This window comes from Bradyrhizobium sp. USDA 4486 (assembly GCF_054057995.1).
The window spans coordinates 6,990,832-7,004,155 of sequence record NZ_JBSRZV010000001.1 but is presented as its reverse complement, the minus strand read 5'-3'; the positions used below and the strand labels follow the sequence as shown (position 1 = coordinate 7,004,155).

Here is a 13,324-nt window from a genome sequence, read left to right as displayed (position 1 = left end):
AAGATTCGCGAGAAGTGGTGGGCACGCTTCGCTTTGCCCACCTCTACGGCACCTGTGCTTAGGCGACCGCCCTACGCCCGATAATGGCAAACCGAAGCTTGCCCGAGATGAAATCGATCGCGGAGACGGCGACGAGGATCATCAGGATCAGGAACGACACCTTCTGCCATTCCAACACGCGGATCTGCTCGGCGACCTGGAGGCCGATGCCGCCGGCGCCGACGATGCCGATGATGGTGGCCGAGCGGGTGTTGGATTCGATGAAGTAGAGCACCTGCCCTGCGATCACAGGCAGCACCTGCGGCAACAGACCAAAACGGATCTCGTGCAGCGCGCTGCCGCCGGAGGCACGGATGCCTTCGACCTGCTTCTGGTCGGCGCCTTCGATCGCCTCCGAAAACAGTTTTCCGAACGCGCCGAAATCCGACACGGCGATGGCGAGCACGCCGGCGAACGGGCCGAGTCCGACCACGTTGATCCATACCAGCGCCCAGATCAGCGTATCGACGCCGCGGATCGAATCGAGGAAGCGGCGTACGGGAAAGCGCAGGATCCGCGAGGGGATGACGTTGCGCGCGGCGAACAGGCTGACCGGCAGCGCGAACAATGCGGCGAGCGTGGTGCCGAGCAGCGCGATCGAGAGCGTCTCGCCGAGCGCCTTCAGGTAGGCCGGCAGCGAGGAGCCGGGATCCGGCGGGATCATCATCGGGCTGATCCAGCCGAGCTGGCTGAGGCCGGCGAAGAACCGCGAGGGCGAGAAATCGAGATCGACGAGGCCGTAGATGAGGATCGCGAACGCCGCAACGATCATCGCCGGCATCGCGAGCCGCGTCGATGCCGGCCGGTCGAACATTTCGGGGTAGCGCGCTCGCATCTCGCGCGTATCGACCTCCTGCGGCGTCACGTCCGCGCCTCCTTGCCGAACAGGCGGCCGCGCAGCCAGCCGGTGGTGATGTCGATGATGAAGACGGTGATGATGATGAACAGGAGGATCGCGCTGACGTCGGAGTAGTAGAACTTGCGGATGGCGACCACGAGCTCCTGCCCGATGCCGCCGGCACCGACGAACCCCATCACCGAGGCCTCGCGGACATTGATCTCGAAACGCAGCAGCGCGTAGCTGGCATAGCCGGCCGTGACCTGCGGCAGGATGGCAAAGCGCATGCAGGCGAGCCAGCCCGCGCCGGTCGAGCGGATGCCTTCGACCGGCTTCATGTCGGCATTCTCGACGATCTCGGAAAACAGCTTGCCGAGCGCGCCGGTGGAGTGGATCGCAATCGCGAGCACGCCGGCCATCGGCCCGAGCCCGAAGGCGATCACGAAAACCAGCGCGAACACGATGCCGGGCACAGTGCGCGCGAATTCGAGCAGGCGGCGGACCACGAAGCGCAGCCAGGACGACGGCGAGGTGTTTTCGGCAGCGAAGAAGTTCAGGGCAAAGGCCAAGGTCGCGCCGGTCAGCGTGCCGACATAGGAGATCAGCAGGGTCTCGCGCAGCATCTTCAGCCATTTACGCCAGCCCCAGAGCCACTCGCCGAAATCGGTCCAGACCCGCTGGCCATTGTCGAGCGTGAGGATGCGGTCGAAATAGCTGATGAAGTTGCCGAAATAGGTGAACAGCGTGCGCAAATTCACCTCGGCGCCGATGCCGGCGAGAACCAGCGCCGCGGCGAAGATCACGACTCCGAACAGAAGGCGGATCCGCTTGCGCGCAACCGCCTGGCGATAGGCGGCGTTGAGCGCGGCCAGCTGCTGCTCGGGGAGGATCGAAACCGCGACGGTCATCGGATCAGGAACGGTGATCGGTCAAAAAAGAGAAAGAGCCGGGTCCGTCGACCCGGCTCAAGTGGCTCGTCCCGAAAGCTCAGGACGCCTTCTTCTTACGCAGCGCATCGACGAACTTGATCAGCTCGATCGTGCCATCCCAGTCCTTGGTGGTGGCGGGATGAAACCCCTTCTTCTGGCCATCCGACAGGCGCTCGAACGCGGCCTTGTCCTTGGCCGGCGCGTCGAAGAACGCCTTGGCGATCGCAGCCTTGGCATCTTCCGGCAGGTCCGAGTTGTAGGCATAGGGGCCGTTGATGATCGGCGCCGACTTGTGGATGATGCGGAAATCATCCTTCTTCATCGCCGAGCCGTCGGCGTTCTTCAGCATGCCCTTGGTCAGCATCTGCGCCAGCGTGGAGTCGTCGTCGCTGGTCCACTGATTGGCCGCGACGTCAACCGTGCCCTGCGCCAGCGCCAGCATGGCATTCTCGTGGCTGCCGGTGAAGACGACCTTGCTGAAATAGCTGTCGGCGTCTGCGATACCCATCTTGTCGAGCTCGAAACGCGGCACGTTGTTGCCGGAAGTCGAATTCGGGTCGACGAGGCCGAGATTCTTGCCCTTGAGGTCGTCGACCTTCTTAAAGGGGCTGCTCGCCTTGACGAAGAACACCGAGTAGTAGCCGGTCGAGCCGTCGGCGTTGATGTCGTTGGCGAAGGCGTCGGTCTTGACGCCGGTGAGGCGAGCGCGGGCGAACGAGGCCGAGCCGTAGCTCGCGATATGGATGTTGCCGGCGCGCTGGCCTTCGATCACGGCCGCGTAGTCGTTGGCGATGCGCAGCGTGACCTTCACGCCGAGCTGCTTCGAGAGATATTCCACGAACGGGGTCCAGCGCTCGGTGACGCCGGAGGCGTTCTCCGCCGGAACGACCGCAAAGGTCAGCTCGGGATATTTGGCTTTCCAGTCTTCGGCGGAGGCCGACGAGGCGAAAGCGAGCGCGGCAGCGCCGGCAAGAACTAATCTGCGAGTGATCATGATACCCTCTTGATCGTTGGAAATCGGTTGACGCGAAACTGGCAAACTCAACAGGTGGCGCGGCTCAGGCGGCCGCGGCAGTTCCAAGCGCCGGAACGCCCTCGGGCGCAGGGACAGGGGTGCCGCCCATGACGTCGGCGGCTTCGAGATCGTAGAGCTCGCGCGCAACGTGGTCGGTCAGCGCCGACGGCGCGCCATCGAACACAACGCGGCCCGCTGCCATGCCGATCAGGCGATCGCAGTAGGTGCGCGCCAGATCGAGCGAATGCAGGTTGCAGAGCACGGTGATGCCGAAGTGCTTGTTGATGCGCAAAAGCGCATCCATCACGATCTTGGTGTTGCGCGGGTCGAGCGAGGCGATCGGCTCGTCGGCGAGGATAATGTCGGGCTGCTGCACCAGGGCGCGGGCGATGGCGACGCGCTGCTGCTGACCGCCGGAGAGCTGGTCGGCGCGCTGGGCGGCGAGCGAGGCAATGTCGAACTGCTCGAGCGCGGACATCGCCAGCGCCTTGTCCTGCTCGGGCCAGATCTGCGAGAGCGAGCGCCAGGCCGGAATGGTGGCGAGGCGCCCCATCAAGACATTGGTCAGCACATCGAGCCGGCCGACCAGGTTGAACTGCTGGAAGATCATGGCCGAACGCGCCCGCCACTGCCGCAGCTCCTTGCCGCGCAACGCGGAAACGTCCAGACCGTCGAACAGGATGCGGCCCTGCGTCGGCGTGACGAGACGGTTGATGGTCCGCAGCAGGGTCGATTTGCCGGCGCCGGAGCGCCCGATCACGCCGACGAAGCCGCCGGGGGAAATTTGAAACGAAGCGTCGTCCACCGCGGCTTTTGCGCCGAAGCGGCACGTCAGGCCTTCAACCACCAGCATGCAGGGCTCCAGAGTAGCTGGAGCCCACCGCTAACGCCGGCGCTTGACACTTGTGTGACACGCGCAGTGCGGTGCGGCGATCCTACACAGCTCGTCCCCTGTCATCGCTTCGTCATGACATCGTCATCAAGCCGCTCGAAGAGGAGTGCCCGCCCTCGCATTACGGACGTAACATGGCCGGTCAGAAGCTTTCGGTTCAACCGACCATCGATCCGTCCGCAAAGCTGCATGAAACCAGGCTCGGCGCCTATACAGAGGTCGGTGCGCGCACCATCCTGCATGAAGTGGCGATGGGCGATTACTCCTATGTCGTGAACGACGCCCAGATCACCTACACGACGATCGGGAAGTTCTGCTCGATCGCGGCGATGACGCGGATCAATCCGGGCAATCATCCGATGCATCGCCCCGCGCAAGCGCACTTCACCTATCGTTCCAGCGCCTATTTCGAAGGCGAGAGCGACGACATCGAGTTCTTCGACTGGCGGCGCCAGCATCACGTCCATATCGGCCATGACGTCTGGATCGGCCATGGCGCCATCGTGCTGCCAGGGCGCAACATCGGCACCGGCGCGGTGATCGCGGCCGGCGCCATTGTCAGCAAGGACGTGCCGGCCTACACCATCGTCGCCGGCAATCCTGCGCGCATCGTGCGGCGGCGATTCCCGGAAGAAATCGCCGGACGGCTCGCAAAGCTGGCGTGGTGGGATTGGGATCACGACAAATTGCGTGAGGCGCTGCCTAATTTCCGCAAACTCGGGATTGAAGATTTCCTCGCGACATACGAAGCACGGTCGAATTCCACAACCAGCAAACGAAGCGCGGTCGCGTGACAGACATCTTCCTTGAGGGCGGCCGGGCCCTGATCGGCACCGAGCTCGTCGAGACGTCCCTTCTCGTGTCTGGAACTGATATCGCCGAGGTCGATGCCTCGCGCGGCCGGGCGCGGCTTGCGATCGATGCGCGCGATCTCCTGGTGCTGCCCGGCATCGTCGACCTGCATGGCGATGCCTTCGAGCGGCAGATGATGCCGCGCGCCGGCGTCGACTTCCCGATCGACGTCGCGCTCGCCGACAGCGATCGCCAGGCGATCAGCAACGGCATTACCACGGTGTTCCACGCCACCACCTGCTCGTGGGAGCCGGGCCTTCGCAGCGCCGACAATGCCCGCGGCCTGATGGAGGCGATCGAACGCCAGCGTCCGCAATTCGCCGCCGACACCCGCTTCCACCTCAGGCACGAGACCTACAATCTCGACGCCGAGGCCGAGATGACCCAGTGGCTCGCCGAGGGCCGCATCGACCTGTTCGCCTTCAACGATCACATGGACGGCGTCGTTGCCGACATCTCCAATCCGCGCAAGCGCAACCGCATGGTCGAGCGGACTGGCCTGTCGAGCGAGGCGTTCGACCGTCTGGTCGGACACGTGATGTCACGCAAGGCTGAGGTGCCGGCTTCCGTCTCGCGGCTGGCCACCGCGGCCCGTGCCGCCGAAGTGCGGATGCTCTCGCATGACGACGCAACGCCGGCGATGCGCCAGGAGTTTCGCGAGCTGGGCGCTGACATCGCGGAGTTTCCGATCAACGAGGAGACCGCGCGCGCCGCGGCAAGCCACGGCGATGCCATCGTCTACGGCGCGCCGAACGTCGTGCGCGGCGGCAGCCACACCGGCTGGACCAAGGCGTCCGACATGATCGCCAAGGGGCTCTGCTCGGTGCTGGCGTCGGACTATTACTATCCCGCGCAGCTGCTCGCTGCGTTCCGTCTCGCCGCCGATGGCGTGTTGCCGTTGACCGAGGCCTGGAGCCTCGTTTCGGCGGGACCTGCGCGTGCAACCGGCCTCACCGATCGCGGCGTGCTTGCAGAAGGCCGCCGCGCCGACATCATCCTCGTCGACGACACCGTGCCGCTGCGGCCGCGGCTGATCGCGGTGATCTCTGGCGGCAAGCTCGTGCATCTCACCGATGCGACACGGCTGCTCGCAGCGGCAGCGACGCCGCGCGGGGCTGTCGTTGCGGCATAAACCGGTTATGTTCGGGCAATGACAGGTTTCCCTCGCTACGCGATCTATTTTGCTGCAGGCAGAGACAACGCACTGTCCCGCTTCGGGGCCGAGCTGCTCGGCTACGATGCCTATGCCGGCGACGAGCTGCCGTTTCCGGCGGATGCATTGCGCATCGCGCCGGACTGGCGCGACATCACCAGCGATCCCCGCAAATACGGCTTTCATGCCACGCTGAAGGCGCCGATGGCGCTCTCGCCCGGCAAGACTGAAGCCGATCTCATGGCTGCCTGTGTGGCCTTCGCCGGTAAGCCGCGGCCGATCCCGGCGATCCGCCCGATCGTCGATTCCATCAGCGGCTTCATCGCGGTCATTCCGGCCGAGCCGGTGGACGCGCTCCAAGAGCTTGCGGCTGATTGCGTTCGCAAGTTCGATTCCTTCCGCCCCGGCCTGACCGCGCAAGACCGCGCGCGTCGGAAGCCGGAGAAGCTGAGCGAGCGCCAGCGCGATTATCTCGACCGCTGGGGCTACCCCTACGTGATGGAGGAGTTCCGCTTCCACATGACGCTGACGGGGCGGCTGGATGCGGAACGGCGCGGGCCGATCCTGCAGATGCTGCGGGAGCGGTTTGCGGCGCTGAAGCTCGATATGCCGCTGACGGTCGATCGCATCGCGCTGTTCAAGCAGGATGATGTCAAGGCGCGCTTTCGCATCATCGGCGAGTGGGCCTTGGCGCGCTAAAGCGCGATCTTTCCTGAAAACCGCTGCGCACTTTTCCGGATCACGGTCCGAACCTCAGCGCCAGCTCGCAAGATTGAGGGCGAGCGCAACCGCGCCGACCAGAACGAGGCTGATGGCCCAGACTGCATCCAGATTGAACCAGCTTCGCGAGACGAACTTTAGTCCCAGATAGCGGTAGACCAGCCAAGCCAGACACCCGCCCGCACTGACCATGGCGGTCACGTGAACCAGCGACACCAGTACCGCCATCCCGAGACTTGCCTTCATCAGCGCGCCCGCTGCCTGGTGGCCTGCATCGAGCTCGAAGGCCTGGCAGAGCCCGAGATAGATCGGCACGAGCATCAAGGCGGCGCCGTGAGCAATGGCGACGGCAAATGACCAGAGGCCCAATTGCGTCGGCGGAATTCGTGCCAGCGCGCGGGGATGGCGCCGCACCGTCAGCTGATAGACGCCGAAGCCGATGACGAGAAGGCCCGCGAGTAGCTGGATCGGGCGCTGCCACGCGGCCAGTACGAGCAGGAACGCGAATGGCAGGAGCACGAGAAGTGTTGCGAGGAGATGCCCGGCCGACAGCGCCCATAACGCGCGAAAGAGCGCGCGTGGGCTCTTGTCCATGAGCCCGGCCGAAACCGCGAGCGGCCATCCCATTGCCGGATTGACTCCGTGGTAGAGACCGCTCGCAACAAGAGCGAGCCAGAGCCAGAGTGCCGGGCTCGCGTGCCCCCAATCTAGACCGACGGGTAACAAAAGGAGTCCGTCGAACAATCGCCGCCCTCGAGCCTGATCTGGTGCGCACGATATCCGTCGGGGAAGCTCACGAAATAGTTCTTGTCGAGCTCGAGGCCGCCATTGCGACCAACATTGGCCATGACTTCCACGCCCGGAACCCCATCGGGATAGAACTGGTCGTCCCAGGTGGAATAGAGCGAATTGGTCCAGTACACGCGCCTGCCGTCGCGACTGATCTCGACCATCTGCGGACCCGCGGCAAATGCCTTGCCGTTCGGATGGGGCGTGCGGCGCGCGATGCCTCCGATGTGGACGGACCCCGCAAGCTTCGGTTTGCGCGGATCACTGACGTCGTACTGGCGCATTTCTCCGGTGCCCCAGCACGAGGCATAGAGAAATCGGTCGTCCATCGACAGATCGATGTCCGTCACCAGCGGCGGTACCGCGCCAAATCCCTGCAGCAGCGGCGGCAGCTTCTCCTTGGGCGCTGGTTCGGGAGGGATCGTCGCCGTCTTTTCGGCATGGAATTTCCCGCCCTCGCGCCACCAGGTCCAGATCGATGCTTCGAGATTGGTGGTGTCGACCACCACGCCGACGAAGCCGTACTCGCGAACCGGATCGTGCGCCGGCCGTACCTCCAGCGCCATCTGATGATTGGCGCCGAGATCGATGGTCTGGACGTTGCGACGGGCGCGAAGGTCCCAGAAATGGAGACGATGGCCGTATTTGTTCGCAAGCAGGTCTTCCGGGACGATCCCGTTCTCGAACTGCGGCGGCAACGCCCATTCGCTCGTCACCATGTAATCGCGCGGCAGATTCCACCAGAAATCATAATGCAGCGTCTGCGGGCCGCGGTCGATCTCCCATCGCCCGAGGACCTCGAACGTCTCGCAATCCATGATGAAGACGCCTGGAGGTCCGTTGGTGCCGTCCTTGCCGCCACCGCCCAGCGTGCTCACATAGATGCCGTCCGGCCCGCAATGGATCGTATGCGGCCGCGAGTAGCCGGTCTTCCTGAAGACCTCCTCCGGTTCGATGATCTTGTGGATCTTGGCCTGGGTCGGATCTGGCTTGGTATCGATGATGTAGATTCGCGACGAGCGCAGCCCGGGGATGATGAGATAGCGCCGCTCGATGAAAGCGTGTCCGGTGAGCGGCGAAAGAGCGGAGGAGCAGGCATTCCAGCCGAAATGATGAAACTCATCGCCCTTGTTGGGCATCGTCACGGTGTGAACGATCTGGCCATAGGTCGGCGATCCCGGCTTGACGTCGATGACCGCGAGCGCATCCGGCCTTGAGAAATCCGGACTGAGCAGCAGCGTGTAGGCAAAGTTCTCCGCTGGTGCTTCCATCGCAAGCTTGGGCGATGCGTGAAAGGTCGGATCCGGCCTCATCGTCATGGCACTGCCTCCCTGTTCTGTCGGTTCGCGCCAACCTGGCTCGGGATAGCGGCATAATGAAGAACAGTTCCGCGACGTCTTGCGTCCCGCGGGCTTGGTCGGCGAGCGTACAATATGCCATTGCCGCGCCGCGGGGAACGGCCGGAGCCGCGCCAATTCGACGCCTTCAGCCGAAATCGGCAGGTGACATGAGGCGAGCGCGCACCTCACCCACAGTGTCGTCCCGAAGGCCGGGACGACACTGAATGTTTGGCCCTATTTGCCCCACCGCAGCGCCAGGGCATCGCGCTCCTTGGCGAGTTCCAGCAGGCCCGCGCGTGTCGCCGGATGCAGCGGCTGCAAGGGATGGCGCACCGTCTCAGATTTGATCACGCCGCCGGCCTGCATCATCGCCTTGCAGGCGATCAGGCCGCATTGACGGTTCTCGTAGTTGATCAGGGGCAGCCAGCGCTCATAGGCAGCTTTCGCCTTTTCGCGGTCGCCGGCGAAATAGGGATCGATGATCTGGCGGATCCCGTCCGGATACCCGCCGCCCGTCATCGCGCCGGTCGCGCCCGCATCGAGATCGGCGAGCAGCGTGATTGCCTCCTCGCCGTCCCACGGTCCCTCAATGTCCTTCCCGCCCGTCTCGATCAGGCTGCGCAGCTTTGAAGCAGCGCCCGGCACCTCGATCTTGAAATAGCGGATGTTGGAGAATTCGCGCGACAGCCGGGCCAGCAGCTCGACCGACAGCGGCGTGCCCGCGACCGGCGCGTCCTGGATCATCATCGGAATATTGATCGCACCGGAGAGCACCCTGAAGAATTCGACGATGCCCTTCTCGGGCACGCGGAACGTCGCGCCATGATAGGGCGGCATCACCATCACCATGGCGGCGCCGGCCGCTTCCGCCTGCTTGCTGCGCGCGGCGCAGACGGCGGAGCTGAAATGCGTGGTGGTGACGATGACGGGAACCCGGCCGGCGACATGCTCCAGCACGGCGTGCATCACCGTCTCGCGCTCGGCGTCGGTGAGCACGAACTGCTCGGAGAAATTGGCGAGGATGCAGATGCCGTGCGAGCCGGCATCGATCATGAAATCTATGCAGCGACGCTGGCCCTCGAGATCGAGCTCGCCGCGCTCGTCGAAGATGGTGGGTGCGACCGGGAATACGCCGCGATAGGGGCGCTGGACCTTGTGTGGCGTGACCGGCATCGAACTCTCCATCCCTGATGTGTCTTGCGTCTGCTGCCGCGCTGGCGCGGCGGCACAGATGTACCTGCCGCGCGGACCGGCGGCAATGGCCGCGCGACGTCGGGATGGGGGAACTGAGCGAAGTTAAGCAGTCTTCACCGCGCCGAGGAAGCCCTCGACCGCGACGCGGAGACGATCGGCATCCGCCGACATCTTCTTCACGGACTCCGACAGCACCGTGCCGGCGTTGCCGGTCTCCTGGTTGAGCCTGGCGACGCTGCCGATGGTGTCGGTGACCTCGCGGGTGCCTTGGGCTGCCTGCTGGAAGTTGCGCGAGATCTCGGTGGTGGCCGCACGCTGCTGCTCGACGGCGGCGGCAATTGCCGTCATCTTCTCGTCGATGCCGCTGATGGCGCCGCCGATCGAGCGGATCGCGGCAACCGCCTGACCGGTCGCACCCTGGATCTCCTCGACCTGGCGCGAGATCTCTTCCGTCGCCGTCGCCGTCTGCGCCGCAAGGCTCTTGACCTCGCCGGCGACCACCGCGAAGCCGCGGCCGGCTTCACCGGCGCGTGCGGCCTCGATGGTCGCATTCAGCGCGAGGAGATTGGTCTGGCCGGCAATGGCGTTGATCATCTTCACGACCTCGCCGATGCGGCTTGCGGTCTGATCGAGGATCTCGACCGTGGCGTTGGTCTGCTCGGCCTGCGAGACGGCCTCGCGCGCCTCGCGGGCGCTCGACTGCACCTGCGCGGAGATCTCGCCGACGGACGCCGAGAGCTCCTCGGTCGCCGCGGCGATGGTCTCGAGATTGTTGGTGGCCTGCTCGGCGGCGGAAGAGACCGCCGCGGTCTGGCTGCTCGATTCTGACACCAGCGAGCGCACGCCGGTCGCGGTGGCGTCGAGCTCCTTGGTGGAGGCCACCACGCTCTGGAGCACCGCCTGCACGGTGTCGTCGAAGCTGCGACAGGCCGCATCCACCGTGCCGGATCGGGCGAGCTGGAGTGCCTGCTGCGATTCGCGTTCCTGGCCGAGACGCTCGGCAGTCGCCGCACTCTCGCGCAGGCTTTCGAGCGCGGTGGCCATGGTGCCGAACTCGTCGGGATATCTGGATTGCGGCACCGGTGTCGCATAGTCGCGGGCGCTGATGCGTGCGATTGCGTCGAGGATGGCGCGCACCGGACGCATCAGGCGGTTGCGCACCACGTACACGCCCGCCATGGTCAGGGCGAGTGCCAACAGGAAGGCGAGCGACTGCACGATCAGCTTGGTCAGCGCTATCGCCTGAACGGCCTCGGCGCGCGCGATCGACTGATCCAGCGCCTTGGTGGCGACGCCGACGATCAGCGGGAACGGCGACTGGCACAGCGTGTTCCATTCAGCCGCCGGCATCGCAGGCTTGCCGCTGCCATCGAAATTCCTGGTGAGATCGCCGATCTGCTTGAGGACGGCGTCGGTCTTGGCCTTCGCCTCCGACGCGGCTGTCACCAGCTCCGCGGTCACATCAGGCGCAGCCAGTAGCTCGGCCATGCCGGCCCAGCCGGAATTGATCGTTCCGTCCCATTGCGCCACCGACCGCTTCTGGGCGTCGTCGAGCGGCTTGCTGCTGTTGACGTTCGAGCGCAGCGACGAGCAATAGATACCGTAGCGGTCGCGCACCTGCCAGGCGAAGCGGCGGGCCTGGATCATGCGGGCGATGTAGGGATCGTTCATCCAGGCGCGGTTCGACACCGCGGTCGAGGCGAGGTTCGCGGTGTCGATCACCTTGGTGACTGCGTCGTACCAGGAATTGGTCCGCTCGATCTTGCGCTCGGCGCGCGGACGCTTGGCTTCGTCGTAGAACAGCTGGAACTGCGGCGCAGCGTCGCTCCAGCGCTGCTTCAGCGTGCTGGCGAGCTCGTCGCGGCGCGCGAATTCGACGGTGGCAAGCGCGGCGATGATCCCGTCATAGCCGGCCTGCTCGGCTTTCTCGGCCTCACTGAGCTTTGCCTTGGGATCGTCCTCGCCGAGGATGGCGCTTTGGGCGTCGCCACGATTGTTGCGCAGGGACAGCACGCCATGGAAGATCGCCTTGTCGGCAGCGGCAAGCCGCGCCGTCTCGAGACTGTCGCTGTAGCGGCCGAAGGCTCCGACCATCTGGATCGCCGTAGAGGCCAGCGCTCCGACGGCGAGCAGGGCCATCAAGGCCAGGAGAAGCGAGCTTACCGATTTCTTAAACATTGCCATGGGGGTCAGGGGGCCTGCTTTGTACTGCGGGCCACCCTGCATCGCGACATGCCAAGGATCGGTTAAGGGTTTGGTCAAATTGCCGGGAGTTTCCGGCCTACTGACGCTTTACGCTAGCGAAATCAGGCAACCCTCGTGAAATCGGGCGGGCGGCGCTCGGCAAATGCCGTGAACGCTTCGCGCGCCTCGGCGGTGCGCAGGCGCTGCGCGAACTGCTCGCCCTCGGCCTGCATCTGCGCCACCAGCGCCTCGCCATTGCGCATCAGCTTCTTGGTCGCGGTGAGCGCGCCAGCCGGCTGGCGGGCAAGACGCTGCGCAAGGGCAAGTGCTTCGGCATCGAGCCTCTCGAGCGGCACCACGCGGTTGGCGAGGCCCCAATCCAGCGCGGACTTCGCCGGCACCGTCTCGCCGAGCGCGAACATCTCATAGGCGCGGGCATAGCCGATACGCGCCGGCATCAACAGGCTCGAGGCAGCTTCCGGCACCAGCGCGAGGCTGACGAAGGGCGTCGACAATTGCGCGTTGTCCGCGAGCACCACGAGGTCGCAATGCAGCAGCATCGTGGTGCCGACGCCGACGGCGCGTCCCTGCACCGCCGCAACCAGCGGCCGCGTGCAGCGCGCCAGCGACTGGATGAAGCGCACGACGTTGCGGCTGCCTTCCGACTTGCCCGATGCGACGGCGGCGAACTCGCCGACGTCGTTGCCGGCAGTGAACATGTCGCCCTCGCCGCGGATCAGGATCACGCGGACCGAAGCATCGCGCTCGGCGGATTCGATGCTGTCGGCGAGCTTGCCGTACATCGCATCGGTCAGCGCGTTCTTCTTGTCGGGCCGCACCAAAGTGAGCGTGAGAATTCCGCTGTTGTTCTCGACTCGCACATGCTCGGTCATTGCTCTCTCCTGCTAGTCCTGTGGATCTCTTGTCGCGTCTCTTGGAAACTTGTCCTGAATGCTTGTCAGCCAGCGCGCGACCACGTCGATCTCGGCAGCTGTAAACCCTTCCGTCAGCGCCGCGTTGACCGCCGCCGCGGAGGTCTTCGCCTGCATCAGCGCAGTCCTCCCCTTCGGCGTCAGCCAGACACGAAAGGCGCGGCCGTCCTCGGCATCGGCCCGCCGCTCCACCAGCTTGGCGGCCGCCGTGCGATCGACCAGGCCGGATATGCCGGCCGGACCGAGATCGAGCGCAGCACCCGCCTCGCCCATCAACACGCCGTCCTGCTTGCCGAGGATGAACAGCAGCCCCGCCTGCGCCGGCGTCACGTCGCTCCCAGGTTGCGCTGCCATCCAGCGCTGCAAGCGGCGCTGCGCGACGTTCAACAGATAGATCAGCCGGTGATGCCGCGCCTCGGGCGATTTATTTCGCATGCGAATCATATA

At 65.1% G+C, this 13,324-nt stretch carries 13 protein-coding genes; 3 read left to right on the top strand and 10 right to left on the bottom strand.

What is annotated here, in order from left to right:
• Nucleotides 1-58 precede the first annotated feature (58 nt).
• The 4 genes from phnE (ACVWY3_RS33025) to phnC all read right to left on the bottom strand — a co-directional run bounded on the left by phnE (ACVWY3_RS33025) (nucleotide 59) and on the right by phnC (nucleotide 3,674).
• Nucleotides 59-853 (bottom strand): phosphonate ABC transporter, permease protein PhnE, encoded by a 795-nt coding sequence (gene phnE, locus ACVWY3_RS33025; protein WP_456843520.1) that lies wholly within the window; start codon nucleotides 851-853, stop codon nucleotides 59-61.
• Between the two features lie 47 nt (nucleotides 854-900).
• Nucleotides 901-1,785 (bottom strand): phosphonate ABC transporter, permease protein PhnE, encoded by an 885-nt coding sequence (gene phnE / locus ACVWY3_RS33020; protein ID WP_456842191.1) that lies wholly within the window; start codon nucleotides 1,783-1,785, stop codon nucleotides 901-903.
• 79 nt (nucleotides 1,786-1,864) lie between these two features.
• Nucleotides 1,865-2,800, bottom strand: coding sequence for a phosphonate ABC transporter substrate-binding protein (phnD, locus tag ACVWY3_RS33015; RefSeq protein WP_456842190.1), 936 nt, complete (start codon nucleotides 2,798-2,800; stop codon nucleotides 1,865-1,867).
• Nucleotides 2,801-2,864: 64 nt separating this feature from the next.
• A complete protein-coding gene (gene phnC / locus ACVWY3_RS33010; RefSeq protein ID WP_456842189.1) occupies nucleotides 2,865-3,674 on the bottom strand; it encodes a phosphonate ABC transporter ATP-binding protein in 810 nt (269 codons plus the stop codon).
• A gap of 173 nt (nucleotides 3,675-3,847) precedes the next feature.
• On the opposite strand from phnC, the gene ACVWY3_RS33005 reads away from it, so the two are divergent.
• Genes ACVWY3_RS33005 through ACVWY3_RS32995 form a run of 3 tightly spaced genes read left to right on the top strand, consistent with a single transcriptional unit; the run spans nucleotide 3,848 to nucleotide 6,417 of the window.
• The gene (locus ACVWY3_RS33005; protein ID WP_456842188.1) at nucleotides 3,848-4,507 is read left to right on the top strand and encodes a transferase hexapeptide repeat family protein; all 660 of its coding nucleotides are present in this window, start codon (nucleotides 3,848-3,850) and stop codon (nucleotides 4,505-4,507) included.
• On the top strand, nucleotides 4,504-5,697 hold the full coding sequence (locus ACVWY3_RS33000) for an alpha-D-ribose 1-methylphosphonate 5-triphosphate diphosphatase (RefSeq protein WP_456842187.1): 1,194 nt from the start codon (nucleotides 4,504-4,506) through the stop codon (nucleotides 5,695-5,697). The genes ACVWY3_RS33005 and ACVWY3_RS33000 overlap by 4 nt, the downstream gene beginning before the upstream one ends.
• 18 nt (nucleotides 5,698-5,715) lie before the next feature.
• A complete protein-coding gene (locus ACVWY3_RS32995; protein ID WP_456842186.1) occupies nucleotides 5,716-6,417 on the top strand; it encodes a DUF1045 domain-containing protein in 702 nt (233 codons plus the stop codon).
• A 54-nt stretch (nucleotides 6,418-6,471) separates the two neighbouring features.
• Here the strand turns inward: ACVWY3_RS32995 and ACVWY3_RS32990 are convergent, their stop codons facing one another.
• From ACVWY3_RS32990 to ACVWY3_RS32965, 6 genes are all read right to left on the bottom strand, one after another.
• The gene (locus ACVWY3_RS32990) at nucleotides 6,472-7,065 is read right to left on the bottom strand and encodes a hypothetical protein (protein ID WP_456842185.1); all 594 of its coding nucleotides are present in this window, start codon (nucleotides 7,063-7,065) and stop codon (nucleotides 6,472-6,474) included.
• A gap of 80 nt (nucleotides 7,066-7,145) precedes the next feature.
• The gene (locus tag ACVWY3_RS32985) at nucleotides 7,146-8,546 is read right to left on the bottom strand and encodes a selenium-binding protein SBP56-related protein (RefSeq protein ID WP_456842184.1); all 1,401 of its coding nucleotides are present in this window, start codon (nucleotides 8,544-8,546) and stop codon (nucleotides 7,146-7,148) included.
• Nucleotides 8,547-8,801: 255 nt separating this feature from the next.
• Nucleotides 8,802-9,740 carry a dihydrodipicolinate synthase family protein gene (locus ACVWY3_RS32980; protein ID WP_456842183.1) on the bottom strand — a complete coding sequence of 313 codons (939 nt, stop codon included), beginning with the start codon at nucleotides 9,738-9,740 and terminating at the stop codon, nucleotides 8,802-8,804.
• A 123-nt stretch (nucleotides 9,741-9,863) separates the two neighbouring features.
• Nucleotides 9,864-11,945, bottom strand: a complete 2,082-nt coding sequence (locus ACVWY3_RS32975) for a methyl-accepting chemotaxis protein (protein WP_456842182.1) — start codon at nucleotides 11,943-11,945, stop codon at nucleotides 9,864-9,866.
• 122 nt (nucleotides 11,946-12,067) lie between these two features.
• A complete protein-coding gene (locus tag ACVWY3_RS32970; protein WP_456842181.1) occupies nucleotides 12,068-12,838 on the bottom strand; it encodes an enoyl-CoA hydratase in 771 nt (256 codons plus the stop codon).
• A gap of 12 nt (nucleotides 12,839-12,850) precedes the next feature.
• Nucleotides 12,851-13,312: a MarR family winged helix-turn-helix transcriptional regulator gene (locus ACVWY3_RS32965; protein ID WP_456842180.1), complete on the bottom strand. Its 462-nt coding sequence runs from the start codon at nucleotides 13,310-13,312 to the stop codon at nucleotides 12,851-12,853.
• Nucleotides 13,313-13,324 lie beyond the last annotated feature (12 nt).